Origin of the sequence: Bradyrhizobium sp. CCBAU 53340 (assembly GCF_015291645.1) — a bacterium.
Taxonomy (GTDB): Bacteria; Pseudomonadota; Alphaproteobacteria; order Rhizobiales; family Xanthobacteraceae; genus Bradyrhizobium.
On the sequence record NZ_CP030056.1, the window covers coordinates 375,509 to 399,512 of the forward strand.

24 protein-coding genes and 1 pseudogene are annotated in these 24,004 nt (G+C 59.0%); 9 read left to right on the forward strand and 16 right to left on the reverse strand.

The features are described 5' to 3' along the window. Positions 1–449: 449 nt before the first annotated feature. A complete protein-coding gene (locus tag XH89_RS38380; RefSeq protein ID WP_128930088.1) occupies positions 450–629 on the reverse strand; it encodes a hypothetical protein in 180 nt (59 codons plus the stop codon). Positions 630–920: 291 nt separating this feature from the next. On the opposite strand from XH89_RS38380, the gene XH89_RS38385 reads away from it, so the two are divergent. The 4 genes from XH89_RS38385 (at position 921) to XH89_RS38400 (ending at position 2,217) form a co-directional block, all read left to right on the forward strand. Then, positions 921–1,277: an XRE family transcriptional regulator gene (locus tag XH89_RS38385; protein ID WP_232995558.1), complete on the forward strand. Its 357-nt coding sequence runs from the start codon at positions 921–923 to the stop codon at positions 1,275–1,277. A 209-nt stretch (positions 1,278–1,486) separates the two neighbouring features. Continuing rightward, on the forward strand, positions 1,487–1,717 hold the full coding sequence (locus tag XH89_RS38390) for a hypothetical protein (RefSeq protein ID WP_188637395.1): 231 nt from the start codon (positions 1,487–1,489) through the stop codon (positions 1,715–1,717). Positions 1,718–1,766: 49 nt separating this feature from the next. After that, complete coding sequence (locus XH89_RS38395) at positions 1,767–1,949, forward strand: hypothetical protein (RefSeq protein WP_188637394.1); 183 nt, start codon at positions 1,767–1,769, stop codon at positions 1,947–1,949. Positions 1,950–1,986: 37 nt separating this feature from the next. Next, entirely contained in the window at positions 1,987–2,217 is a 231-nt protein-coding gene (locus XH89_RS38400) for a hypothetical protein (protein WP_188637393.1), read from the forward strand. 9 nt (positions 2,218–2,226) lie between these two features. Here XH89_RS38400 and XH89_RS38405 read toward each other — a convergent pair whose 3' ends face one another. Next, the gene (locus XH89_RS38405) at positions 2,227–2,514 is read right to left on the reverse strand and encodes a type II toxin-antitoxin system Y4mF family antitoxin (RefSeq protein WP_128930087.1); all 288 of its coding nucleotides are present in this window, start codon (positions 2,512–2,514) and stop codon (positions 2,227–2,229) included. Between the two features lie 421 nt (positions 2,515–2,935). Between XH89_RS38405 and XH89_RS38410 the strand changes: the two genes are divergently transcribed. Then, positions 2,936–3,250: a DUF1778 domain-containing protein gene (locus XH89_RS38410; protein ID WP_128930086.1), complete on the forward strand. Its 315-nt coding sequence runs from the start codon at positions 2,936–2,938 to the stop codon at positions 3,248–3,250. Further along, positions 3,238–3,765 carry a GNAT family N-acetyltransferase gene (locus XH89_RS38415; RefSeq protein WP_128930085.1) on the forward strand — a complete coding sequence of 176 codons (528 nt, stop codon included), beginning with the start codon at positions 3,238–3,240 and terminating at the stop codon, positions 3,763–3,765. The genes XH89_RS38410 and XH89_RS38415 overlap by 13 nt, the downstream gene beginning before the upstream one ends. A 790-nt stretch (positions 3,766–4,555) precedes the next feature. On the opposite strand, the gene XH89_RS38420 is transcribed toward XH89_RS38415, so the two are convergent. Together XH89_RS38420 and XH89_RS42235 are read right to left on the reverse strand one after the other, a co-directional pair. Then, positions 4,556–5,353 (reverse strand): LysR substrate-binding domain-containing protein, encoded by a 798-nt coding sequence (locus XH89_RS38420; protein ID WP_232995557.1) that lies wholly within the window; start codon positions 5,351–5,353, stop codon positions 4,556–4,558. Positions 5,354–5,392: 39 nt separating this feature from the next. Further along, a pseudogene (locus tag XH89_RS42235) lies at positions 5,393–5,515 on the reverse strand (LysR family transcriptional regulator); the annotation flags it as partial. Between the two features lie 553 nt (positions 5,516–6,068). On the opposite strand from XH89_RS42235, the gene XH89_RS38425 reads away from it, so the two are divergent. Further along, complete coding sequence (locus XH89_RS38425; protein ID WP_128930083.1) at positions 6,069–6,863, forward strand: GntR family transcriptional regulator; 795 nt, start codon at positions 6,069–6,071, stop codon at positions 6,861–6,863. 27 nt (positions 6,864–6,890) lie between these two features. Here the strand turns inward: XH89_RS38425 and XH89_RS38430 are convergent, their stop codons facing one another. The 3 genes from XH89_RS38430 to XH89_RS38440 all read right to left on the reverse strand — a co-directional run bounded on the left by XH89_RS38430 (position 6,891) and on the right by XH89_RS38440 (position 10,941). Beyond that, complete coding sequence (locus XH89_RS38430) at positions 6,891–7,862, reverse strand: tripartite tricarboxylate transporter substrate binding protein (protein ID WP_164933595.1); 972 nt, start codon at positions 7,860–7,862, stop codon at positions 6,891–6,893. Between the two features lie 101 nt (positions 7,863–7,963). Continuing rightward, on the reverse strand, positions 7,964–9,334 hold the full coding sequence (locus tag XH89_RS38435; protein WP_128930081.1) for an amidohydrolase family protein: 1,371 nt from the start codon (positions 9,332–9,334) through the stop codon (positions 7,964–7,966). A 131-nt stretch (positions 9,335–9,465) separates the two neighbouring features. After that, positions 9,466–10,941, reverse strand: a complete 1,476-nt coding sequence (locus XH89_RS38440) for an aldehyde dehydrogenase (RefSeq protein ID WP_128955150.1) — start codon at positions 10,939–10,941, stop codon at positions 9,466–9,468. A 183-nt stretch (positions 10,942–11,124) separates the two neighbouring features. On the opposite strand from XH89_RS38440, the gene XH89_RS38445 reads away from it, so the two are divergent. Next, positions 11,125–12,801 carry a thiamine pyrophosphate-binding protein gene (locus XH89_RS38445; protein ID WP_164933594.1) on the forward strand — a complete coding sequence of 559 codons (1,677 nt, stop codon included), beginning with the start codon at positions 11,125–11,127 and terminating at the stop codon, positions 12,799–12,801. Positions 12,802–12,889: 88 nt separating this feature from the next. Beyond that, the gene (locus XH89_RS38450) at positions 12,890–13,975 is read left to right on the forward strand and encodes a TRAP transporter substrate-binding protein (protein ID WP_128930203.1); all 1,086 of its coding nucleotides are present in this window, start codon (positions 12,890–12,892) and stop codon (positions 13,973–13,975) included. 732 nt (positions 13,976–14,707) lie between these two features. Here the strand turns inward: XH89_RS38450 and XH89_RS38455 are convergent. The 9 genes from XH89_RS38455 to XH89_RS38495 all read right to left on the reverse strand — a co-directional run bounded on the left by XH89_RS38455 (position 14,708) and on the right by XH89_RS38495 (position 23,967). Further along, positions 14,708–15,193, reverse strand: coding sequence for an SEL1-like repeat protein (locus XH89_RS38455; protein ID WP_128930077.1), 486 nt, complete (start codon positions 15,191–15,193; stop codon positions 14,708–14,710). A gap of 45 nt (positions 15,194–15,238) precedes the next feature. After that, positions 15,239–15,838 carry an A24 family peptidase gene (locus XH89_RS38460; protein ID WP_128930076.1) on the reverse strand — a complete coding sequence of 200 codons (600 nt, stop codon included), beginning with the start codon at positions 15,836–15,838 and terminating at the stop codon, positions 15,239–15,241. A 16-nt stretch (positions 15,839–15,854) separates the two neighbouring features. Continuing rightward, a complete protein-coding gene (gene gspD / locus XH89_RS38465; RefSeq protein ID WP_128955149.1) occupies positions 15,855–18,152 on the reverse strand; it encodes a type II secretion system secretin GspD in 2,298 nt (765 codons plus the stop codon). Positions 18,153–18,431: 279 nt separating this feature from the next. Continuing rightward, positions 18,432–19,082 carry a DUF1007 family protein gene (locus tag XH89_RS38470; protein WP_128930074.1) on the reverse strand — a complete coding sequence of 217 codons (651 nt, stop codon included), beginning with the start codon at positions 19,080–19,082 and terminating at the stop codon, positions 18,432–18,434. 82 nt (positions 19,083–19,164) lie between these two features. After that, positions 19,165–20,442, reverse strand: a complete 1,278-nt coding sequence (locus XH89_RS38475; RefSeq protein WP_128955148.1) for an MBL fold metallo-hydrolase — start codon at positions 20,440–20,442, stop codon at positions 19,165–19,167. Positions 20,443–20,902: 460 nt separating this feature from the next. Next, positions 20,903–21,502, reverse strand: a complete 600-nt coding sequence (locus XH89_RS38480) for a hypothetical protein (protein WP_128930072.1) — start codon at positions 21,500–21,502, stop codon at positions 20,903–20,905. Continuing rightward, positions 21,499–22,056, reverse strand: a complete 558-nt coding sequence (gene gspM, locus XH89_RS38485) for a type II secretion system protein GspM (protein ID WP_128930071.1) — start codon at positions 22,054–22,056, stop codon at positions 21,499–21,501. The genes XH89_RS38480 and gspM overlap by 4 nt, the downstream gene beginning before the upstream one ends. Beyond that, the gene (locus XH89_RS38490) at positions 22,034–23,107 is read right to left on the reverse strand and encodes a PilN domain-containing protein (RefSeq protein WP_128930070.1); all 1,074 of its coding nucleotides are present in this window, start codon (positions 23,105–23,107) and stop codon (positions 22,034–22,036) included. Before XH89_RS38490 ends, gspM begins: the two co-directional genes overlap by 23 nt. Next, positions 23,104–23,967, reverse strand: a complete 864-nt coding sequence (locus XH89_RS38495; protein ID WP_164933593.1) for a general secretion pathway protein GspK — start codon at positions 23,965–23,967, stop codon at positions 23,104–23,106. The genes XH89_RS38490 and XH89_RS38495 overlap by 4 nt, the downstream gene beginning before the upstream one ends. Between the last annotated feature and the right edge of the window lie 37 nt (positions 23,968–24,004).

The window sequence follows — 24,004 nt, forward strand, 5'->3', positions numbered from 1 at the left end:
GAGTTCCTCCCGTTCCGTGCCCATCTAAGCAGCCTCTTCTCCAGAGTCTTGATGCGTACGGTGACAAGCCTGGGAGGGCCAATCTGTCACGCGACAAAGTCAGCAAGGCCGTATTTCGCGAGAGATCCGGAGACGATGGCGAAGCCTGGATCTCTGCGACTGATTCACGGACGCGAGCGTCTGTGCCGGGAGAAGCGTACGCGGCCTGCCTTTCGTTTCCAGCAAATCGGAAGGAGCGGCGGGAGCTCGTCTCGTTTGTGGAGTTCGGGAAAGACCGATTGCTGGAGAAGGGGTTCGCAACGCGCAGCGTAGTCGCGCTCGAGCGCTTCCGTCAGCCGTTGTCCAGTGGATCAGACCGACCGGTCGGTGCCTGCGCAGGGCTGGGACCAGCAACAACATTAGTGCTTCGCACCTCCTTGACAACGCGCGTGACGATCTCGGAGGTCAACTCACGCTTCATCTCGCATCAGCTCCGCTATCCTTGCCGTAGTCATCGACGCCGAGTTGCCTTGCCCGGCACGGTCGTGTTGGTTGTCCTTGCAGATGCGCGAAAAATGATCCGCGCAGATTTCCTCGAATTTGTCCCAGCTCGGCGGCGGACGAAGCTGTTCGTTGTTGGCTCCAGACATGTTTCTGGATTCCGACCCGCCTGGTTAGTCGTGACTGGCGGCACCCTCGGTGCTGGTCCCAAATGGCTGCCCCTGACGAGTCAAAGAGCTTCCCAAATAGATTATCATAGGAACTTTCACAACTAATAGCTGCATATTTTGGTTACATATCCCGTTGATATATTTACGGCACTAGAAAATGGAATAAGTGCTCTTGAGAGCAAATTATCGCACATAAAGCGCTCTTAAAAGCAAAATATGGCAAACTGCAGGAAATTGCTGTATGCTCTTAAGAGCATAATAATCTGCTTAATGGCCTTCAAGAGCATGGTAGCAACCAACAAACTTCAAAAGGCGCCCCCTTACCCGGTGTCACGGACGCTCACGCAATTGGGAGCGGATCTGCGTACTGCACGCATCCGCCGCAACATGACCATGCAGGACGCAGCCAGCAGAATTGGAACGGGCGTGCGCGCTGTTATGGACGCCGAAAAGGGCAAAGCATCGACGGGTATCGTGGTGTATGCCGGGCTGCTGTGGCTCTACGATATGCTCCAGCCCCTCGAAGAACTCGCTGACCCCTCAAAGGACAGGGAAGGGATTGCTCTGCAAGCGACGCGGGAACGCAAGCGGGCGCGCAAGTCCGGAGGGCTCGACAATGACTTCTAAAGCAACACCGAATGCTTCGTCTACATCACGCTGCCGTGTCAGACCGAACCGATAACCGCCGGCCCGATTCTAGCTCGCTAAGGATCGCCGTGGCAATGCATTGGCTCGCTTCGTCTACGGCAAGTTGTACCTCTCAAACGGAGATGCGGTCGCGATTGATCCTATCGAGCTTGAATTATCGGATGAGACTTACGAAACAGGCCGACTGAATGGCGGTCTTTGGCGCGTTACGCGATGCAAGCTCGGACTATTGGGGTCGCCGCGTCATCGAGAAGCATGCCGGGGTTCCCCAGCTTGGCGAACTCGACTATCTGCTGAATTCAGCCGACGACGGCGTAGGGGCGCTTGGTTTGGACTTGGTCAACAACCTCCGGCACCACGTCGCAAATTCAACAAGACGCTCGAACTTGCAAAGCTTCAGGAAATCGCCGAAGCCTTGATGCTCTAGGAAGATGTAAAACCGAGGAAGGCGCCCAGGTTCGAGACTGGATGCTGCTCGGCACCTCCATGGGCGGAGCCCGTCCGAAAGCTGTCGTCGAAGATGACCACGGATTCTGGATCGCAAAGTTCAATCGTCCGGACGACCGCTGGAACAACACTCGCGTCGAACGCGCGATGCTCGAGTTGGCCAAGGTTTGCAGCGAAGGACGTTCTTCTCGTCAAGCGCTTTGATCGCACGTAGACGGGCAAGGGATATTTGCGTTCGCGGATGATCAGCGGGCTAACCGGTTTGCGAGCTGATGAAGCCGTCGAGATGCGCGATCGCTGGTCCTATGTGTTGATGGCGGAAGAGATGCGCCGGGTCACGGAGGAGCCGGGAAAGGATGCGAAAGAACTTTTTCGACGCATGACGTTCAATGCACTGATTTCCAACGTCGACGATCAGCCGGCCGCGTGCATCACTACGGACGCGACCGACTTCGTTCAAGGAGTGCAATGAGCTCGGCCATTATGGCTTGCCTTTCTTGGCTTTCGCCACAATGGCATCCAGATCGACGGCGGACTTCGGGGCGGCGTGGCCCGAGGAGAGATTGCTGTCTGCATCGAGCTTGATGCCGAGAGCATCAAGGACGCGAAGGATGAGCCCGAGTTCTGCGCGCTGGTGGCCATGCTCGACTTCGATGATCCATTGGCGACTGACACCAACCTGTTTAGCTAGCGTCGACTGATCGAGCTTGAGGCGCTTGCGCCGGTCGCGGATGACGGCGCCAAGATCGGCTGCGGTACGTGTGAGCATGGAACATCCAAATGTCAGCGATCGCTTACATTACCGTGTCGCCGTTCGCTGACAATCGGAAATGTCAGCGTTTGACAACATTTTAGAATGTCGCCGATCGACGACATCTGCGCCGGGATGTCCAATCATTTGAGACGCCGACAGCGGCTTAGTTTGGCATTGACCAAGCAAGCGGCGACCCCGCTCGACCGCAGCTGGGTTTTTTCCGCTTTTGGTTTTCCGACCGTTGCCAGGGACCTCGCCCGTTGAGAATCGACTTGGGGAGTTAAGTTGGGTTATGTGAACGTTTCGGTTGATCCATTGGTCACTTATGTCCTCTTCGGCCCTTTTTTGGATAGTTTCTTCGGAACCATTCGAACCGTGTTGACATTGTGTACACGAATGCAATATAACGCTTCATAAGAAGTGAGGAGTAACCGCAATGGAAGCAGCACTACAGCGCCCTGCGGCGCGAGTAAGGTCGCGCCGCGTCCGGAGCGAAACCAATATCCACATTCGCGCTACCGCACAGGTAAAGCACTTGATCGATACCGCTGCAGTGGCGGTGGGCAAGACGCTTAGCGAATTCATGCTGGATAGTGCGCGGCAACATGCCATCGATGTGCTTTTGGACCAAAGGTTATTTGTCCTTGATCCAGAGAAGCACGATGCCTTCTTGAATGCACTTGATAACCCGCCTCCGGCCGGGACCAAGTTGAAGGCACTGATGAAGCGTAAGCCGCTTTGGCAGAAGTAATCGAACATCCGAGGAAGCGTGCGGGCATAACCTCCCCCACGCTTCTCAAGCCGACGCATGACTTTAGCCGCTTTGATTGCGGTAATGAAGCCCTGACCGATTGGTTGAAGAATCGCGCCCTCGACAGCGAGGGCAAGACTGCTCGCACCTATGTTGTTTGCGAGGGCAATTCGGTCGTAGGCTACTACTGCATCGCCTCTGGAAGTGTTGAGAGGGCTGCAATTCCCAAGCCGCCCATAAAAAGGCACGGACTCCCAAATCCCGTACCTGTAGCCATTATAGGCCGCTTGGCGCGAGATCTTACCTACAAGGGCAAGGGGCTCGGCCAAGACCTGCTTCAACATGCCCTCCACCAAATCGTTCACGCATCTGAAACGATCGGTATTCGCGCCATCCTGGTACACGCGATCGATGAGAAGGCTGCCGCTTTTTGGAAAGAAGCGGAATTCATAGAAAGTCCGATTGGGTCCCGAACATTTTTCCTCCCTATCGAAACTGCCATCGACGCACTCTAATGGCGTCACAATCCAACTGCCCCAGTACCGAATGGCCGAGCCGCTCCTGGACCACCTTAGGCGCCGCAATTCAAGCCCGCCATCAACCTTGCGGTTTATATATCAGCTCGCAAAGAAGTGCCGAAAGAGAGTGAAGCCCGGATATTTTGCGGCGTCCATGGCCTTCTCGTTGGAGCCTTACCTAACTTGGTGATACCGGCGGCGATTTGCACCGGTCACAGGGCCCCGTTTGACCATGTAATCGCGGGTGACGATCTCGACGTCCTTCACCGGACTGGAAACACCGATCCGAGATCGGGCTTGGGACATTGCAGCCTCCATTCACGCAACGCATTGAATGCGATCGGCGGCAATGGGACGAACGCTCCTCCGAGCCTGATTTCGGGCGGCCGAGCTGATTGTATTCGTCGGCGCGCTCATGAACATGAAACTTACGCTTGGTGAAATCGACATTGACCCCTGCCTGCCCCACAATTCCGACGCGGAAAGGCCAGTGAAGATCACGGTCTGGGAAATTGAGCCTTGGCTGGAGTTGCTGCCGTTCACGGCGGCCGGAATCCGTGCGACGGTTTGGCGAAGGTCAACCTCAGACGCCCCATCTCAAACGCGCAGAAACAGTTAGGCCGACAAAGGGATCACGCCTTCATTGCGAAGTCGCCAGCGCTTAACACCCATGATGGCCTTTGGCTCCGGTACCATTGCCTCGTTTCGAGTGTTGCGCACCGGCCTTTACGAGCAGTGGACACTATCGAGCTATGTGGGCACGCGCTTCTGGCTGTCGGCGATTTGGCTACGTCTTTGCCTTGCGGCGGACGCTGGCGCGATGCCGGATCTCGACGAAACCATTCGGCTCCTTTTTGGAAACGATCTGGCGTAGGATTTCCAGAAGCATGTCGATCACCTCGGATGCCACTCGCGTTGGCGGACGATCGGCAAGGTAAATGAGGTCCAGATCGCTTCTGATTTCGGGGGTGACAATGGGGCTGGCGCTCAAGACGCCAGTCTCGAGCTCGTATTTGACAGCGCCGAAGGGGAGGACAGCGGGAGCAAGGCCCTGTCGCACGAGGTCTTTCAGAAGGGTAACGGAATCGATCTCCAGCACCGTGGATACGGAGAGATTGAGGCCAGCGGCGCCCGCATCCAGCAAACTTCGGATCGGATTTTGAGCCGACGGAAGCAGCAGAGCATGTTCAAGGAGGCTCGCAAGGCCGACCGGATCGCCAGCGAACATCCCTGGTGGCCCGATGGCGAACAGCCGCTCGACGGCAAGGCACTCACTGACGAGGCGCGGGCTATCTGGCTGAAGGCCGTTGACTAATGCGACATCGATCGAGCCGGTCAGCACCCAGTTTTGCAAATAAGCGCTATATCCCTCAAGTAAGCGCGGACGAACGCGAGGCAGACGTTCGCGACAGGCCCTGATGAGCTCCGCTCCCGCCATGGCGATAACCGACGGCGTGGCTCCGATAATCACGTCGCCGGTCAGGTGTTTTCCTTCGGCCATGACCTCCTGACGAACAAGCTCCACGTCGCGCAGGATTTGGGATGCGCTTCGGTGCAGCATGAGGCCTGCTTCCGTCATCTGCATGCCTCTCCCGTCTCGGTCGAACAGCGGCGTTCGCAGTTCGTCTTCGAGAGCACTGATTGACCGGCTGATGGCAGGGCCTGCTACGCCGAGGTGAGCCGAAGCGCGGGCGATGCTCTTCAGATCCGCGACGAAAACGAAGTACCGAAGCTGTCGTAGGTCCATGGCTTATGAACGGGCGAATTGATACATAGCAAATGCCGTTCGGCTTGTGCGGACGGGACCGCGACAGCTCTGCAACCAACCGTCAAACCGAGCTTGCCGCATGAATTTTTGGCCCTCACATGTTAGCCACTCAGCTTATGCGAGCCTGGCAGAGCGCACCAGTAGACGTTGGTTTCTTCCTCGCCCATTCGCCAGCTAGCTTGGGCAAACGCATCGCAAGGGCGGCGGCTGCCGAGCTCTCCGGCATCGTAGGTATGAATGGGTCTGCGGGGCCTGAACGGCGATCTGCGAAAAGGACCGCGAGAACGTGCTTCGTTGAGCCGCAATCCGCAGGACCCCTTTCCGACCTTGACGCCTGGTGAGCAAGGATGGCAAGGCGCGTGCGGCGGCAACTCTTTCGACCGCGGCTCGTTCTCGCCCAGTGCAAGTTGGATATTCGGCAATGTCAGTCCGAGCGTCTCAAGCCTGAGGAGACTAAATCGCAGCTAGGCAGCAGGATAATCAACTAGTATTGTATGATACCAATTACCGAATTAGTACAAGGAATTACTGCGTGAAGGTTTCCAAAGTCCAGCGCGTACCGGCCAAGGCCGCACCGCTCCGGCAACAGGTCGCAAGCAATCTGCGCACCGCCATCATTGATGGCCGCTTTCAACCAGGCGAGCGGTTGAAGGAAGGCGAGCTGTGTGCATGGACCGGCGTCAGTAGGACTGCCGTCCGTGAAGCCCTGCGGCAACTGGAGGCCGAGGGCATCGTCGACAACATCCCCAATCAAGGACCCGTGGTGGCGCGGGTATCCCCCGACGAGGCGCGGCAACACTATGAAGTCAGGGGTATGCTGGAAGGGCTGACGGCAAGGACCGCCGCCGAGCGGATCTCTGAGCGCGAAATCAAGGACTTGCACCGGCTCAAACGAGATTTGGACCGCGCCTTCAAATCAGGTAGCGTTGCTAAGGTGCTCGAATGCAAGAATCAGCTCGACGAATTCCTGATGAGCGTTTCGGCCAACAGCGTCGTCAAGGGCTTCGTGAGCGTCATTCGCGCACGTCTCAGCTATCTTCGTCCCATTGTTCTGTCGCAGCCCGAACGCCTGAAGGAAAACGCTGTCGAGGTCCATGCGATAATCGACGCGATCATCACACGGAAGCCGCAGGCGGCGTGGCAGGCTGCCGTCAATCACGTCAACATGGGCGCGAGAGCAACCCTCAAGGTGCTGGAGCAGCTGGAGGTGGCGGCGGAACACCAGGCCGCGCTGGACGCGGAAGCCGCGCTTCGGGCGAAACGTCCGCGGGGACGGCCGCGCCGTGACGCGGCACCAAATAATCCGGTCGGTAGGGTGACGATGTAAAAACCGGTCCGCGCGATGGTCTATCTGCTATCCACCCTCGGCCTGGAGACCGTTGTCTCGAACCACCTGCCCCCAAATATGCGCCTGCTCCGCGTAAAAGTTGCGCATGTAGTCCGGATCGCTCGCAGCGACCGTCAGCCCCATCGCGTTGATCCGTCCCGTCACGCTGGCGTCCTTCAGAACCGCGCGCATCTCTGTATTGAAACGCGCGATGATCTGTTTGGGCGTCTTCCCGGGCGCATACAGTCCCCACCAAGGCGTCGCGACGAGATCGGGAAACCCGCTTTCGGCGAGCGTCGGTACGTCGGGAAGGGTCGGGTGGCGTGTTGCGCCGGTCTGAGCGAGAGGGCGCAGCAACTTGGCGTCGATCTGGCTGTTGAGCACCGTGGTCGCTGCGATGATCAGGTCAATATGTCCCGCAATCGCGTCGTTCACCGCGGGGGCTGCTCCCTTATAGGCAACGTGGCTCCACTGCGCGCCGGAGCGTTTGGCAAGCAGCAGCATCGTGAGATGGCCAAGACTCGCCGTTCCAGCCGACGCAAATGCGAAGCCGCCCTGCTTGGCTTTCGACGCAGCGATCAACTCAGCCAAAGTCTGGTAAGGGCGTGACGGCTGACAGGCAATGATGTTCGGCGCCGTACCGACCAGCATGACCGGATCCAGATCTGTCTCGGAATTATATGGCAGGCTCGGCTGCGTCACCGGGTTGGTCGCGTGAGTATCGAATACGAACAGCCACGTGCGGCCATCTGGCGGTGACTTCGCCACTGCCGCCGCGCCGATGCTGCCCGCTGCGCCCGGACGGTTTTCGATGATGATCGTCGTTCCCAGTCTCTGCTGCAAACCCGGCTGAACCAGACGGGCGATAGCGTCCAGCGTTCCGCCGGCAGGAAACGGGATGATGAACTTCATCTGACCCGCAGGCCAGTCCTCTGCCCTGGCAACAAAGGGGGTGGCGAGTGCGCCGGCGAGCACGGCACGTCGTGTCAGTTGTCCCATGTGTTTCTCCCGAGGTGATGATCGAGAACAAGACTTCGGACCAACAGTTCGGGGGGTGGCCCAGGACGGCATGCAAGCGTCGCCGGCCCCGCCCATTCTCCTTATCGCTGCGCAAACGTTGCGATCGGCCCTGCAACAGGTTTTCCGCGGTGCCAGACCGCCGAGATCTTGTGGACGTTGGCTATGTCGGCCGATGGATCGGCGTCGAGCACGACGAGATCGGCGAGCTTGCCAGCTAGCAGGACACCGCGGTCATCCAGCTTGAGCAGCTTCGCCGCGCCGCTGGTCGCGATGGTCAGCGCCTGCATCGGCGTGAGGCCGGCTTCAACCATGAGATCGAGCTCACGATGTTCGGCAATGCCGGGGAAACGCAGGCCCACGCCGGAATCGGATCCGAACCCGATGCCGATACCTGCCTTGTAAAGCGTCATCAGGTTCTTCTGGTTCATCGCCAGCGCCTTGCGGGCGCGCTCGGAAGCTGGTGCGTCATGGACCTTCTGCTGCCAAGCCGGATCCTCCAATTGCGTCTTCACGGCGGGATCCAGTGCCCGGTTCACGAACGGATCCGCCGAGACCTGCGGCTTGTCGGCAAAAATGAAATTTGAATCGTCGAGCGCCAAGGTGGGAACGTACCAGGCGGCATTCTTCTTCATCAATTCGATCGTCGGCGGATCGATCTCTTTGTCACGGATGCCGTGCGCCAGAATGTCAGCGCCGGCCTTCAGGGCGGCCTGAGCATCTTCGAGGTCGTTGATGTGGAAGGCGACCCGAAGCGCGTTCTTGTGGGCCTCGTCGACGGCGGCGGTATAGACCTCCGGCTTCACTTTGACTGGCAGCAGCTTGCCGAAGTCGTCAAGCCAGATCTTGATCAGGTCGGTCTTGCGTCCCGCCATCTCCCTCACCGCTTCGCGCGCTGCGTCGGGCGTATCCGGGCGATAGATCTGGTTCGGGCCGACGGGAACGATCGCCACGGGCGGTGCTCCCATCGCAACCCCAATGCCGCGGTCGGCGCCAAAGATGTCGGCCCCTGGCGCCTTGCCGGCATGTAGATCCGCTCGCAGATCGTAGAATTCAGGTGCGTTCAGGCCCAGCGACGTGATCGTGGTGACGCCATAGGCCTCCCACTGTCGAAGTTGGGACAAGATGTAGTCGCGATTATAGTTGTCCGGACTCGCCTTGAGGCCCCTGACGATACCCACATGGGAATGATCCGAGATCATGCCGGGGATGATGGACTTGCCCTTGAGGTCAACGACATCGGCATCGGATGGCACCGGCACCGCCGTTACGGACCCAACGGCCGCGATGCGTCCGTCGCGAATGACCAAGACGGAATCGGGAAGCGGCTTTCCACCCGCTCCGTCGATCAGAGTGGCTCCCTTCAGGACGACTGACTTTGTTTGCGCCTGTCCCGGCATGCCCGATAGACACAGGCCCGCGATGGCCAAGATGACGACCGATGCGGCTCTCATGCGGCGCTCCTCCCTGTTTCCTCGTTCCCCACGGGTTGGTCCCAGGGGCCATTAAATCTTATAGTACTATATTACGAGCAATTAGCAATTGATCCCGAGACGATGCGCCCTGGATCACCTAACTCAGCGATTTATCGCAGCACGAACGGATAGGGCTCGTCGCCGCTGCTCATCCAGACGGTCTTGGTCTGCATGTATTCGTTGATGGCCTCGATGCCGTTTTCGCGACCGAGACCGCTGCGCTTGTAACCGCCGAACGGGGCCATGTAGCTCACCGTGCGGTAGGTATTGACCCAGACCATGCCGGCCTTTAGCCGGTCAGCCATGACATGGGCGCGCTTCATGTTCTGCGTCCAGACGCCTGCGGCCAGACCAAAGAGGATGTCGTTGCCGATCTCGACGGCTTCCTCCTCATCGCGAAATGGGATCACGGACAGGATCGGGCCGAACACCTCCTCCTGCGCGATCCTCATGCTGTTCTTGACGCCGGTGAAGACCGTGGGCTCGACGAAGAGACCCTTGCCGCATTCCGGCCGATGGGCACGATCGCCTCCGAGTGCCAGATGCGCGCCATCCTTCTTGCCGATCTCCATATAGGCGAGGACCTTGTCGAACTGCGGCCGGTTGGCGACCGGCCCGACCTGTGTTTCGTTCTGCATTGGATCGCCCATCTTGATCGTGGCCGCCGCCTTCAGGAGCTTTTCGACGAAGGCGTCGTGGACAGATTCCTGTACCAGCATTCGCGAACCGGCGATGCACGCCTGCCCGACGGCCGCGAAGATTCCGGCAATGGCGCCGTTGACCGCATTGTCGAGATTGGCGTCGTCGAACACGATATTGGGCGACTTGCCGCCCAGCTCCAGGCTGACGCGTTTCAGGCCGCGCGCAGCGCCCTTGTAGATCTTCTGGCCGGTGGCATCGGAGCCGGTGAACGCGACCTTGGCGACCTGAGGATGCTCGACCAGCGCCGGCCCGACCTCATTGCCAAAGCCGGTAACCACGTTGATGACCCCAGGGGGGAAGCCCGCCTCCTCCACCAGCGCCATCATCTCGAGGAGCGATGCGGAGGTGAATTCCGAGGGCTTGAGCACCACGGTATTTCCGGCCGCCAGCGCCGGCGCAAGCTTCCAGGCGACCAGCATCAACGGCGAATTCCAGGGGATGATACCGACGACGACGCCGACCGGCTCGTGCTTGGTGTAGGTGAACATGTTGGGCTTGTCGATCGGGATGACCGAGCCCTGAATCTTGTCCGCGAGGCCGCCGAAGTAATAGTACCATTGCGGAATGTAATTGAGCTGCCCTCGCATCTCGCTGATCAGCTTGCCGTTGTCCCTCACTTCGATCTCGGCGAGCCGCTCTGCATTCGCCGCGATCAGGTCCCCCAGCTTGCGCATCAGCGCGCCGCGCTGCGTTGCATTCAGCTTGGGCCACGGCCCCACATTCATCGCCCGATGCGCCGCCTGGACTGCGCGCGCGGCATCCTCGGCATTGCCGCGCGGGATCAACGCCCATGGCTCGGCGGTGTAGGGATTCATGGTCTCGAACCACTCGCCCGAGGCCGGATCCTCCCACTTTCCACCGATATACATCTGGTACTTCTTCACGGAACGCCTCCCTGCAGCATAAATATCTGGAATCATAATATCGTATTATTGGCTTTTAGTGAGGTCAAGCTATTGCTTACTACGCGCCCTGAGGGAGGTTTGACAAAATATCTTTTGCAATAATACGGTATGACATACTTTATTGACGTTGCAGGTCGACGAACCCGCGCGGGGAGGACTAGAATGACAAACAACGTGGCCACCGACATCACCGCTGCGCTAAAGCATGCCGGTGTCGAGAACTTCTTCCTCCTCACCGGCGGCGACCAGCCGTTGTGGATCGCGCTTCGCGATGCCGGAATTCGAATGGTGGTCGCACGCAGCGAGGCCAGCGCGGTCTACATGGCGGACGGTTATGCCCGCGCCAGCGGCCGCGTCGCGCCGGCCTATGGGCAGGCCGGGCCCGGCGCCGCCAACGTCGCGGCCGCACTGGCAGATGCCGTCTGGGCCCAATCGCCGGTATTCGCGCTGACAGGAGCGACCGCGACGCAAGCCCTGCACATGAACGAGTATCAGGACCTCGACCAACATGTCATTTTCCAGCCCGTCACGAAGTGGAACGGTGCCGTCGCCGCTCCTGAGATGACTGGGAGTCTCGTCTCGCAGGCGCTTCACATCGCGGCGACACCGACATGCGGACCCACCCATCTCGACGTGCCGAAGAATTTCTTCGCGCTGCCCGGGGACCCGCAAACCGCGAACCGGCTAGAACGTTCCTACTCAAATGCCGCCAGCAAGGTGCGTGCGCTCGGCACCGAGGTTGCTACGGCGCTCGACCTCCTCAAGCGCGCGGAGCGCCCGGTTCTGTTTGTCGGCGAGGGCGTGCGGCTTGCCGGCGCGTGGGCCGAACTGGCACTGCTGTCGGACCTTGCGGGCATCCCGATCGTCGCCACGGCTGGCGGCAAGCCGGCCATTCTGACGTCACACCCGAATTTCTGCGGCATCGTCGGACGCTATTCCTCGGTGAGCGCCAACAAGCTCGTGGCAGAGGCCGATTGCGCCCTCGCTCTCGGGACCCGATTGGGCGGACTGGCAACCAACGGCTACACTTTGCCGAGCCGCAAGGCGACCGTGATCCAGATCGACCATGATCCGGCTTCCCTCATTAACACCTACGCGCCACGCCTCGGTGTCCGCGCCGACATCAAGATCTTCCTCACCGACCTACTTGACCTCGTTAAACAGCAGAATTTGCGGACATCGTCCGCCTGGCTGGACCGCTGCCGCCGCGATACTGATAAATGGACAGCTAATCACCGCGAACAACTCGCTGCGTCAGGTGGCAACACGGCCCTCTCCCCGCTTTCGGTGCTCGACGAGCTCTCCCGCTATGGCAGCGAGATCACGCTGGTCGCAGACACAGGTTACATGGCTGCCTGGACCGGCGTGCTGTTCCCGACGCTGCGTTACGACGCCTTCTTCCGCGCAGTCGGATCGCTCGGCTGGGCGCTCCCCGCCTCGCTCGGCGTCCAGATCGCGCGATCGGAGAAGGTGGTATGCATTACCGGCGACGGCGGCGCCGGCTATCACCTGGCTGATGTCGAGACGGCGGTTCGCTACAGGCTGCCGGTCGTGATCATCGTCATGAACAACAGCGCGCTCGCCTTCGAATATCACGAGAAATATCGCTGGAAGGGAAATGTGGTTGCGGAAGCGAACGATTTCGGGCGCGTCGACTTCGCCGCGGCCGGAATCGCGCTGGGTGCAAGGGGCGCACGCGCCACCAATCGCGAGGAATTTGTGGCAGCCATGGCGGTCGCAATGAAGGCATCCAATCCGTTCGTGATCGACGTCGTCATCGACAAGGAAGCCTTTCCGCCCGTCACCAATTTCGATGCCGTGATGGAACGGAAGCTCTAGATTGGCGGACGGCGCGCCGGAGGAGCGGGCACGCCGTCAGCGATCCAACCTACGACAATCAACAATCATAAAGAACCAGGGTGGAACCATGAAGACCCGTCGAGCTATTGTTGGAGTTGCCGCGGTCGGCCTGTTGCCGCTGACCGCCCCCTCTGTCGTCCGAGCGCAAAAGGCCACGATCCGCTGGCGCCTGGCGTCCAGCTATCCCAAGAACCTCGACACCATTCACGGTATCGCCGTTCGCCTTGCCAAGCACGTCGAGGAGATGACGGATGGCGGCTTCCAGATTCAGGTGTTCGGCCCCGGGGAAATCGTGCCAGGCCTGCAGGTACTCGATGCCGTGCAGAGCGAAACGGTCGAGATAGGACACACGGCATCGATCTACTACAGCGGCAAGAACAAGGCGTTTGCGATCGACACCGGGCTGCCGTTCGGAATGACGCCACGCCAGCATCTGTCGTGGATGTATCGCGGCGGCGGGCTCGAACTGTTCAGGGAGTTCTTCAAGTCCTACGGCGTCGTGAACTTTCCCGGCGGCAGCACGGGCGTGCAGATGGGCGGTTGGTTTCGCCGCGAGGTCAATACGCTCAATGATCTGAAGGGCCTCAAGATGCGCATCCCCGGCATTGCGGGCGACGTGGTCGCACGCCTCGGCGTCGTTCCTCAGAACATTGCCGGCGGCGACACCTATGCTGCACTAGAAAGAGGCACGATTGACGCGGTCGAATGGGTCGGCCCCTACGATGACGAGAAGCTGGGCTTCAACAAAGTCGCAAAATATTACTATTACCCGGGCTGGTGGGATTGCACGGGGCAGTTGGCCTTCTATGTAGGAGCGAAGGCTTGGTCGGCCTTGCCTGCTCATTATCAGCGGGCATTCGAGGTGGCCGCCGCGGAGGCCTCCTGGGACATGCTGTCGCATTACGACGCCAGCAACATGGCGCCGCTGCGTCGGCTGATCGCAAACGGCACCGAGCTCAGGCCATTCTCGCGCGAGATCATGGAGGGCGGCTATCGCGCGGCATTCTCGCTCTACGCCGAAGAGACGGAGAAGAATGCCGAGTTTCGCAAGATCTACAGCGAATGGCTGAAGTTTCGTGAGGACATCGTGACCTGGTTCAGGGTCGCAGAAGCGAGCTTCGAATCCAATCTGTATAGCTTGTACAAGACGTGACCGGATCGGTCTCTAGGGCTCGGGGGCCCGCGCTTCGCATCGGCAACTCAGGCGACTTCCAGCAGCCGCGTTCAAACGATGCCCAAGAAGTTTCGTGCTGGCTATCCTTCTTGGACTGGCTGCGGCCGAATATGGATCGTGAGGGTCTTACCGCGCACGCTCCGTCATCCCCTCGAACTGTGTGCGGTAACACAACTCTGGGCCCTGACGCGATATATATAGTGCTACGCCGCAGAGTTCTTACTCGGCAACGACGCCCAGTAACGAATTCAGCACGAACACAGGACAGCCCGAGCCGGCGCATGCGGAGTAGGTTGGTGCCGCCGGAAGGCGATGCAATCATGTTGGACGGATTGGGACCGCCAAAACCGCTCGGCGCCGGGGCGGCAACTCCGGCAGACCTTGTCACCCGCCCATGGGACTGACTTTCCGCATTTTATAGCCAAATTGCCGGGCTGGCTCCACGTGAATACGCAAGCAAGGCGTAACTTAAGAAGGCACGGCAATGATCTGCTCGCTGTGAATTTCGCTATTCCGAGCGAAGGAATTGAGCAGAAGGCGCGCAAGACCGGTGGCTCGTGCGCCGAACCCGAGCAGATCAGAACCGACGTCGACCGCCACGCCGCCGAACCGAGAGTCTACAGATGCATCCTAGCTGCGCCGCGAAAAGCGACGGCTAGCACCATTCGCACATGATCGAAGAAGGCCTGGTCGGAACCTCGAAAAGTGGGATTAAGGTGCCGTTCCGGGCCGCCATTGAATGGCTAGCCATTGAGCTTGGCTGAGTTGTGCAGGCGTGAGATTATTGGCTACCGCGTCTCTTGTTCGAAGGTAATACGGGCGCCGTAGCTGAGGAGCGTGGGCGGCAGCCAAATTCAGCCACATGTACGCAAGAACGCCATCCTGCGCAACGCCATGCCCCTTATCGTAGGAGAGGCCGAACAAATATTGGCCTGTCGGATCACCGCATGCGGCTGCCGTGTGGTAATACGCCGCGGCTATCTCGTAGGACTGCGGGACATTGAAGCCATGTTCGTGCCTGAAGCCCAAGACAGCTGCGGCTCGAGCGGACCGGCATGCTTCAATCGCACCGCCCGCCGCCGAAACATGTCGCCGCGCGAATGAGCGCCCGTTTTCGGAGAGTTCGGCGCCGAACACGTTGCCGATAGTCCACAGTGTGAGGAACAAAGTTCCGATCAGGGGGCGTGCATTCTTCATAGATGTTCCCGAGTCGATTTGCAATCTGCAACGATCATTCGAACCTCACCAGACCTTCCATATCAGCCATGTGACCCAAATGGCTGGCGCGAAGAACAGACCGAACGGCAGCCGGGTGATGGCTTGGATGCTGTCGCGACGGAGAAGCGCCGCAATTCCGCAGGCGATTAAAGCTGATCCGGCCGCGACCTCGATTGCGATTGGAATCAGATTCCAATCGAGCCAGACTCCAGCAACGCCGGCGAGTTTGACGTCCCCCAACCCGATGCCGTCGCGCAGACGGACGGACCTGTAGGCGATGCGCAATAGCCAGAACATCGCGGCTAATGCCGCTCCGCGCGATGCTGCCGTCGCGAGCGTCGGCACCATCCAGTCTGGAGGTTGCACGAACACGTTTGCCAATCCGAGTACAAGCGCCAGGATGGTCAGTTCGTCTGGTATTACGAAGAGTCGCGCATCTATAACGGCGATTGCGATGGCAACGGCGGAGAATGCCGCCCCGAGGAGGCCTGCGGAGCTCGGATCCGCTGCGACGCTCGTCGCCATGCAGACGGCGCAGAGGACGAATGCCGCCGTGACCGTGACGTGGGTCGGTGCTCGGAACGTGAGAAACTTTTGCGAGCAACGCGAGAGGCGTTCCGGCATTTTCCTCGTTGCTCCTTCATTGAAGTAGTGGCGGTTGTCTTCCCTTGGAAGGAAGGGACTCGACCGTTCCGCGCAGCTTTGCCCGAAACTCCTCGGCGACGTAGTGGGCGGCAATGCTGTCCCGAATGACTTGCGGACGGATGAAGATAATGAGCTCGGTCCGGGTCGTCGTCTTGTTCTGGTGCGACAGGAGGTCGCCAATTTTCGGTATCTCGTCGAGAACCGGAATCCCACCACGATCGACTTCAGTGTTTTCCTGAATGAGGCCTGCCAAGAGTACGGTTTGCCCGTTCGGCACGGCGACAGAGCTCTTCACTTTGCGTTGCGAGACGGTCGGCGTGAGCGAGTTCGCGGTCGCGTTCGTCGCCTGACTGATTTCTTGCTCGATATCGAGGCGCACGTTGCCGTCGGGACTAACCCGAGGAATGACGCGCAAGATAATGCCGGTGTTGCGATAGTCGATTGAGTTGATGATCGTGTTGTTGGTGCCGGTCGCCGAATTGAGAACGTTGCCGGTGCCGGTCGATACCGGGATCTCGTTCCCAACGAGTAGTGTGCCGACCTGATTGTCGATCACAACCAGCGAAGGGTTCGATAATATCTTGACATCTGTCACCGCGTGCAGCGCATCTATGATCATGTTGGGCTGCGCCTCAGGGCCGACGAGGAAATTAAAGCCTGGGAAGGCGCGGTTAAGGAAAGCGGATGCGACGCCATTGAGGACGCTCGACTGCTGTCCTGGGGGGGAGCTTGGGACGTTCAGGGCGGAGCCTCGATCGGGAGCCATACCGAGGTTTTTGCTTTGGATGAAAAATTGAACCCCGTAGCTCAGATTGTTGTTGAGCGTAACTTCAGCGATGGTCGCATCGATCGCGACTTGAGCCTGCGGTTGGTCGAGCTGGCGTATGGTCTGTTCGACGGTCCGGTAATTCTGAGCGTTCGCATAGATAAGCAGGGAGTTCGTGGAAACGTCGGCTGCGATGCGAATCCCCTCCATCACGGGCCTGCCGCTAAGGCCAGCGCTCTGTAGCTCCGAGCCGCCAGTGTCGTTCCCTGTTCGCGATCCGCCCCCGAGTGCGCCTCCGCCGAAATCAGTATTGCCTTTTGTGCTTGTGGAGGAGCTGGAAGTCGTTGAGATGGCTGGTAGTCGGTCGGCATTGGACGATGTCCTCACCAAACCGCTCCCAGGCGCGACCTGTCCCGCCGCGCTGTCGGTTGCATTTGAGCTGCCTCCGCCGAAGATTTCGCCGAGCACTTTCGCGAGCTGCCGGGCGTCGCCGTACTTGACCCGGCGGACATGTACAACAACACGGGCAGGATCTGATGCGTCGAGTCGGCCAATCCAAGTCTGGACCGTTCGCAGGAGCTGCGGCTTGGAGGTTACCGCCAAAATCGCGTTGCGGCGCTCCATTACCTGAAACTTGACAAGATCGTGCCCAACGTCGCCTTCCTTTGAATTCAAGATTTTTTCGAGTTCTGTCAGGACAGGCTCAGGAGCGCTGTTCTGGAGTGGAAAGATACCGACTGACTGCCCCCGCATCCAATCAACGTCGAAACCAACAGCCGTATCGACGACCGTGCGACGCTCGGGCCCTGTGCCCTGAACCAGCAGCATGTTGCGAGCCTTATCCACGCGAACCGCACCGGGCTTCGTAGCAAAACTATCCAGGAGCTGCATCAGCGTCCCGGCCGATATGTATTGAAGCGGCACGACAGAGACGCCAAATCCCGGCTCCACGTTTGCAGGCTGCGAATCAAGACTGCCGGCTGCGAGTGCCTCTGTCTGTGGGACAATTCGATAAGCGGCGCCGTCGCGGACGAGCGCGACTCCTGCCAATCGGAGCGCACTCTCGAACACGAACAGCAAGTCCTGCTTCGGAACCGGCCTTCCCGACGCAATATTGATATTGCCCTGAGCACGCGGGTCGATTGTGTAGCTCGTCTTCAGGATGTCGCCGAGTACAGTTTTTGCAACCGACGCAATCGTGGCGTTTTCGAAATTCAGTTCATACCCGGGACCGGTGCCGGTACTCGTCGCCGGGGCCACGATTGCCTGCATAGAAGAGACCGGCTCGGCCGAAAAGAGTTGGGCGCGACCTGGCCGGACAGTGCCTTGCAGATCGGCTTCTGCGGTGCGTTCCGGAAATCGGGGAAGCAGATCCTGATTACGAACCTCATCCATTACGTCAGGTTTGGTGTGAGTGTCCTGCCACGTGAGTGGCGCGCCGCATCCCGTCAGAGCCCCCGCGGCAACTAGGGCAATTGTCTTCTTCAGCTTCGCGCCACATCGCAAACGGTGCAGGCGTGTCAACATAGCGCGTAGCCTCTCACTCTCTCGCGTCTTCATTACAAATGCGAGCAGATCGTCGAGCGCGTGAACCGCGCGGCGCCCAATCTTCTCAATGATTGACGTTACTCCTTATGTTGTTGTCGCAACGGCTAAGCCGCATGCAACAATATCGCTGCACCGACACTTTCGTTTCGCCCGTGACAATTCTGCAAAGCAATGTCTCCGCGCGCGAAATCGCTCATAAGACAGCTTGTTCAGCGTCGAGCGGCGACTTCATTCGGTTGAGCAAGGCTGTAATTGCCTCTAACTTAGACATCGCACCGAAACCTTGTTTGAGTATTGCGCATCCCAACCGACCGGTTGAACGTTGGGATTGAGATAAGCATCGCCGAGAAGTTCCCGTTGAGCGGCGGCATCGCCTGGCCGTGCGACGACGAGCGCGCAGTCTTTGGGTGCCTTCGTCATGATGACGGCGTCTCCTTCTTGGAAATCGAACTCGATCTCGTCTGTTTCATCGAAGAGCTCGAGCGTGAAATTGCTGTTGCTCACGGGCTGCTTGAAGTTGAGAGCCATATGCAATGTTAGCACCGATCCATCCCACTCGAGCCATGAATCGGATGCGCCATCGAATGGCTGCTTGGTGCCATTGACGCGCGCGAACGTATAGAAGTCAGACGCGCGCAGCGAATTAACCGTCGCCCTGGCCAGCGGATCAAGCTGGTCACGCCCGAGGTGTGGGGCGCTTTCGTTGAGGCCGCTACTTCGCAATGCCGTCACCGACGTTTCCCTATCGTAGGTCCAAGATACGCGGACGCCGCTGATAGAGCCATTTCCATCAAAGATAACCGCATCATGCATGTGAACCAATATATCCGGATGAGCGTCGACGTGCCTTGCGTGGATGCACACACACAGCGTTGCGACGATTACGAACCAAATCAGAGAGCGTTTCATTGCATCATTTCAGTTGCATCCGGCGCGCGGATCGTGGAAGGGCGCGACGGCTCCTCTTTTCGAGCAGCCGTCGGCGCGGTGGTCACGGCTTCCCGTGGTCGTCGTGGTGGTCGTCTGGATCAGAACCGCAATAATGCTTGATGGCGGGCAGCTTCTTTGGATTGTCCCAGCGCGGGTCCCGAATGTCGTAGACGATGGGCTTTGCGTAATCTTCGGGATCAACGAGCCATCGTGTGTCTGGCCATTGATCGAGTGTCAGGCCGAGGCGCTTAATTTGATCCAGGTATCCGCCGTAAACGGCGGGCGAGATGGATTCCTTGAAGGTCGACCCGGTGGTCAGATGCAACGGAATGAAGATCTTCGGGTTCAGCGCTTGAATATACGCGAAGGGATCACGATAAGAATTGTTATCGAAATTGGCTGTCGCAATCGTACCGGCATCCACATCGGTGGCCGGTAAACTCTTCAGGATGTTCGTGATACGCTGGCCGTCAGCTGGCGTGCCGTTGGGCCACCCGCTTCCCAATCCTTCTTTGAGTGCTCCCGACGAGTTATACCAAGCAAAGGTGAAGTGACGACCTTCGCGCAACACAAAATCGAAAAACAGCGGAATAGGGCCACCCGGACCACCACTGCCGCTGGTAGCAATGTTGATCTGCCCAGGCAGCGTCCCACTTTTCCCGGGCGCAAGCGGCGTTCCGGCCGGAAACAGCCCCGGATCGCGCGGGTCAACCGCATAATAAACGGACGGATTAGGTGCCCGCGGCCAGGTCGGGTCGACCGGGACTGCAACCGAGTGCAAGTGTCGGAAGGCGATTACGCAGGCGTCCGGTTCCAGGAAGTCCAGTTTGACAATTTGGGTGCCGGGAACCGAACCGGTCGTCGTGACCGTGTTGCAGGAGATCGACGCCTTGTGAGGAAACGCCGTAGCCGGATTACCTTGAATCGCCGGGTCGGCCTGCTCGCGCGCGAAATCGGCTTGCAGGGCAACGCAGGTTTCCGCGGTGGCGTAGAGTTTCGCGCCGGTCATCGCAGCGATGTAGGCCGCGTTGTCCGCGTGATCGAAGTGACCATGCCCGATTAGAAGGCCTTCTGGTTTGAGAGCAACCAAATCGCCGATAACGAAGGGCGTGCGGCCCGGCGAAACTTCGAGCCGAGTGACGTAAGTGTCCAAAAGCAAAACGTGGCCGGCAATGGAAGCCGCCAGAGTTGAATTCGAGAGCCACGACAAGATGACCTTGTCGGGACTGACCCGCCCGGACTCGGGATCGACGTTCTCGTCGCCGAAAAATTTCTGACGCGCTGCGATCAAGTCGCCATTGTTTGCGTGAGCCGTGGTCGACAACGCCGAACCTGCCATGAGCGTCGCGGCCAAAGCCAAGGCACACTTGGTTGGGATTGAGTTCCTGCGTAACATATAAAGGTTCCTCTTTCGGTTGTTCAATCGTTAGAGTGAAGGTCGCCATCTCGAAAAGCCTCGCTCGTGTTTCCGAGTAGATAGGCGACAGATCGGATCGGGCCATTGATGTTTGAAAGTCCCCCGCCAGCCGCGCCAAACGAAAAGCGGTTCATAAGGCGCTTTCTCGCGATGCTAGGGACTGAATGACGGACATCAATATCTGAGGTGTGTTGTCGAGCGACACGAAGTGTTGCTTGTCAAGATGAATTGCCTCTGTGCGCTGCAACGTAGGGTCTGCGGCATTGCACGCAATGGCACGAGCGGCTACGAGATCGTCGTGTCGGTGTACCTGAAGGCGACCCATCGCAGCGCGGCACACTTGGCGGTTGCGATTGATCCGCTAACATAATCGCATTTACCCTTAACGCTTCGCAGGATGCCGTATTGAAGCGGTGCTGGCTTCCACAGGCGCCGGATCTGCGGTCGTGCCGGGCAAGGCGAGAGCCAGAACCTTGATGTTCTCGCCGTTCGAAAGCGTGGCTTCACGCGCTCCGATGTCGCGCAACGTCCATCCTGATTGAACTTCATCCTGCCGCAACTTCACCGTCTCGCCAGTCGCGCGATTCACAAAGACGGCGATGCTGTCGGCGCCCCCAGTTATCGTGCCCACGAGTTCAAATGGCGGAAGCTCAGGCTCGAGCGGCTTGGGAGCCGCGACGACAACGGGGATAGTGGGCGCGTTCGGCGGCGGCAGAGACGGAGGGCGGCGTGACGGAGAGAATAGCGGGCGCTCTTGCGTTTTATTGAGCTGCGCAAGGGGGACTTTGGCAATGGGATTATGCTCCGATCGGGTAGCCTCGAATGGCTCCTTCGCAAGCAGGTACTCCATTGTGGGCGACACTGGCGGATTCAGGCCAGTAGCCGTTGAAGTCTGACTCGCCTCGGCAGGCCGCCTCCCCGATTCGACTGCCAAGATCAGGAAGGCCAGCGCGAGAGCTTGAATCGTGAGGGGGCACTTCATTTGACACTCCGCCACCATCCGGAGACGACAATTGCGACGCGCACCTTCGTCGCGGCGTGTCTTGTCGACGACTCGGGTACCTGTATGACCAATTGATCGATGAACAGGAAGGGCGATCCCGCCTCCAGCTCGTAAAGGAGGCCTTGAAGGGCCGGCTGCTCGATCTCGAGATCGACAGAGACTCTGACGATCCCGTGTTGTGCTCCTGCGTCCTGCAGATCGACCTGCGACGATAAGATGTTGCTTCCCATCCGCGTCGCTTCTGCAGAAACGTGCTGCAGCACCACGGCGGCCGCGACTGTGACCGTGGGACCTTCGACAACTGGTGGACTCACAGCGAGCGCCCCGTCGTTCGTGCTGCGGGCCGCCCGCTGTTGTGACTGCAACCTGTCGAACATTTCGTTCGCGTTCGCCAGCGTACGATGCTGTTCCGCCAGGTCCAACGCCGTCCAGCCCGTGATCAGCAATAGAAATCCCGTCATTGCCGCGTAACAAATTGTGGCAACGAACGGAATGGCGCTGACGTAGCGTCTAATGCGGTAGGTCTGGTTCATGGATAGCGGCGAATGCGGGGTTGATTTGAGCCTCGACGTGGAATTGCTCTTTGGTTGCTCCTTCAGACCGTGTGGTTGGAGCGAAGAAGATCGCGTGTGAAAACTGGGGCGACTGCTCGATCAGGCGGATGAGCGATGCGGCGTCGCTCGTAAGGCCCGCTATCTGTAGTTTCGCGTGATCGATACGCAGCTCCGTTAGGAACGTGTTGTCTGGCAGTAGATCCGACAGCGCCTCAATCGCCATTACGGGCGAAGGAGTGTTGCGCTTCTGTTGTTCGAGCTCTCGCAAAGCGGATTCGGCAACAACATTCTGCGACGCTCTTGTGAGCACCGATATCTTTCGAGAGAGTTCTTCCCGTCTCAGGGCCAAACCGTCCGAAATGAGCGCTGAAATGCAAAGCGACGAAGTGGCAGCAAAGCCGCTTAACAGCAGAACTACCATCAGGCACGTACGAACACGACGGAAATCGGTCGGTCCGTGTATTTGTGTCTCAACGATCCTAATTGGCACGTTCGAACGTGACGTGGAGACCAGGATTGACCAAGTCCCAAGCGATCCGATAGCATCGAGCAAGGGCGTTAGCTTAGCGCGAGGCGTGGCAGCGATTGTCAGCTGAATGCGGTCGCCAGTCTCGTCAGGTGAAGCACTCCAACCATAGACCGCTTCTTGCACATCCCACGGGGTTAGTCGGTCGATTTGGGACCTCACGACACCCGCCGCATATTCGGCAGCGCGCCTCGGCAAATCCAGCGGGCGAAACAGAAATCGCGCCGGGTGAAGGACAAGTTCAAGCTGACTTCCAGTCAGAGCTAACTTCCATGCTGGAGGGATTGGGCTAGCAACCGCTCCCTCCAGGACCGCGAGCGCGTGGTCAGGCGCTTTCGCGTTTTTGGGGTCGGTCACGAGATGAAGGGTGAATTGATCCTTCTCGAATTCCACCATCCGAACCTGCGAGCGTCGGCGCAAGCCGTTCGAGAGCGATGAAACTTCGGACGCCACGGCTTGTACCCACGAAGCGAGGCCTGCCGCTATCGAATTAAACAGGATCATGGCGGGTTCGCCGTTGCCATGCCCTGACGACAGTCACCGCGCAAACTGTCATCCCAGGCAAGGATATGAAAAGGATCGTCCGGACCCTGTAGCAAGATGACCGCTTCCGCACAGCTATTCCATCCCCCTGCGCCCCCTATTTTTATGTCCAGCCGGAACGCGTCACTTGCATCGGCGGTCGCGGCGGTTTGATCTGAACCGAGCAGTCGGACTAGAGCGTCCTTACTGGGAGCCACGAGCTGCCGTTGGCCAAGAAAACCATTCAGACGATCTAGGGTCATGCCAGGCAAAGCCGCAACAAGCTCGGGCGGCGCGTCGAAGACGTTAATATCGGACCTGCCGCTGTAAACGGTCACCAGAGGCAACATTCGTTCTATGATGACCTGCGGCAGACCTTGAACTAACCATAACTCTCCTACATGTGCGAAGGGAGCGCCTCGCGGTCCATAGCCGCGGCCGGCGGCGCGGTAAAGCTGCGCTTCATTAGCGCGATCGGATGGTCTTAAGCGCTCTCGCCAACCAACAATCCGCGCAGCAAAACGCGGGGCATCCTCCTCCGATGCGCCGATCGCTATGAAGAAACTCGATAGTAGTTCGCGCGGGGCCTGATTGAGATCGAGCCGGGCCGCTTCGGAAACGAATCTGACCGATGCGTTGGCTTGGCCTAGCCGGAAGCTGAAGTGGCCATGCGTAGGTCGATCGCGCTGGTCTGCCACAGCAAGGCGTTGGGTCGCGAGATTAAGGCTGGCTGACACCAATTGATCGGCTTGCAGACGGCGCTCGATCACCGAACTCGACCAGGAAGAACTGCCTATGTAAATCGAATAGATGGACGCAAGTGTCGCGAGTGCAATCAACATCCAGAGGACCGCAATGAGGATAAAGCCCTCCCGCCCC

What these genes read in the sequence shown, in the direction of transcription:
- XH89_RS38380 (WP_128930088.1), bottom strand. Translation starts at nt 629, where the DNA reads ATGTCTGGAGCCAACAACGAACAGCTTCGTCCGCCGCCGAGCTGGGAC.
- XH89_RS38385 (WP_232995558.1), top strand. Translation starts at nt 921, where the DNA reads ATGGCCTTCAAGAGCATGGTAGCAACCAACAAACTTCAAAAGGCGCCC.
- XH89_RS38390 (WP_188637395.1), top strand. Translation starts at nt 1,487, where the DNA reads ATGGCGGTCTTTGGCGCGTTACGCGATGCAAGCTCGGACTATTGGGGT.
- XH89_RS38395 (WP_188637394.1), top strand. Translation starts at nt 1,767, where the DNA reads ATGCTGCTCGGCACCTCCATGGGCGGAGCCCGTCCGAAAGCTGTCGTC.
- XH89_RS38400 (WP_188637393.1), top strand. Translation starts at nt 1,987, where the DNA reads ATGATCAGCGGGCTAACCGGTTTGCGAGCTGATGAAGCCGTCGAGATG.
- XH89_RS38405 (WP_128930087.1), bottom strand. Translation starts at nt 2,514, where the DNA reads ATGCTCACACGTACCGCAGCCGATCTTGGCGCCGTCATCCGCGACCGG.
- XH89_RS38410 (WP_128930086.1), top strand. Translation starts at nt 2,936, where the DNA reads ATGGAAGCAGCACTACAGCGCCCTGCGGCGCGAGTAAGGTCGCGCCGC.
- XH89_RS38420 (WP_232995557.1), bottom strand. Translation starts at nt 5,353, where the DNA reads ATGCAGATGACGGAAGCAGGCCTCATGCTGCACCGAAGCGCATCCCAA.
- XH89_RS38430 (WP_164933595.1), bottom strand. Translation starts at nt 7,862, where the DNA reads ATGGGACAACTGACACGACGTGCCGTGCTCGCCGGCGCACTCGCCACC.
- XH89_RS38435 (WP_128930081.1), bottom strand. Translation starts at nt 9,334, where the DNA reads ATGAGAGCCGCATCGGTCGTCATCTTGGCCATCGCGGGCCTGTGTCTA.
- XH89_RS38445 (WP_164933594.1), top strand. Translation starts at nt 11,125, where the DNA reads ATGACAAACAACGTGGCCACCGACATCACCGCTGCGCTAAAGCATGCC.
- XH89_RS38450 (WP_128930203.1), top strand. Translation starts at nt 12,890, where the DNA reads ATGAAGACCCGTCGAGCTATTGTTGGAGTTGCCGCGGTCGGCCTGTTG.
- XH89_RS38455 (WP_128930077.1), bottom strand. Translation starts at nt 15,193, where the DNA reads ATGAAGAATGCACGCCCCCTGATCGGAACTTTGTTCCTCACACTGTGG.
- XH89_RS38460 (WP_128930076.1), bottom strand. Translation starts at nt 15,838, where the DNA reads ATGCCGGAACGCCTCTCGCGTTGCTCGCAAAAGTTTCTCACGTTCCGA.
- gspD (WP_128955149.1), bottom strand. Translation starts at nt 18,152, where the DNA reads ATGTTGACACGCCTGCACCGTTTGCGATGTGGCGCGAAGCTGAAGAAG.
- XH89_RS38470 (WP_128930074.1), bottom strand. Translation starts at nt 19,082, where the DNA reads ATGAAACGCTCTCTGATTTGGTTCGTAATCGTCGCAACGCTGTGTGTG.
- XH89_RS38475 (WP_128955148.1), bottom strand. Translation starts at nt 20,442, where the DNA reads ATGGCAGGTTCGGCGTTGTCGACCACGGCTCACGCAAACAATGGCGAC.
- XH89_RS38480 (WP_128930072.1), bottom strand. Translation starts at nt 21,502, where the DNA reads ATGAAGTGCCCCCTCACGATTCAAGCTCTCGCGCTGGCCTTCCTGATC.
- gspM (WP_128930071.1), bottom strand. Translation starts at nt 22,056, where the DNA reads ATGAACCAGACCTACCGCATTAGACGCTACGTCAGCGCCATTCCGTTC.
- XH89_RS38490 (WP_128930070.1), bottom strand. Translation starts at nt 23,107, where the DNA reads ATGATCCTGTTTAATTCGATAGCGGCAGGCCTCGCTTCGTGGGTACAA.
- XH89_RS38495 (WP_164933593.1), bottom strand. Translation starts at nt 23,967, where the DNA reads ATGTTGATTGCACTCGCGACACTTGCGTCCATCTATTCGATTTACATA.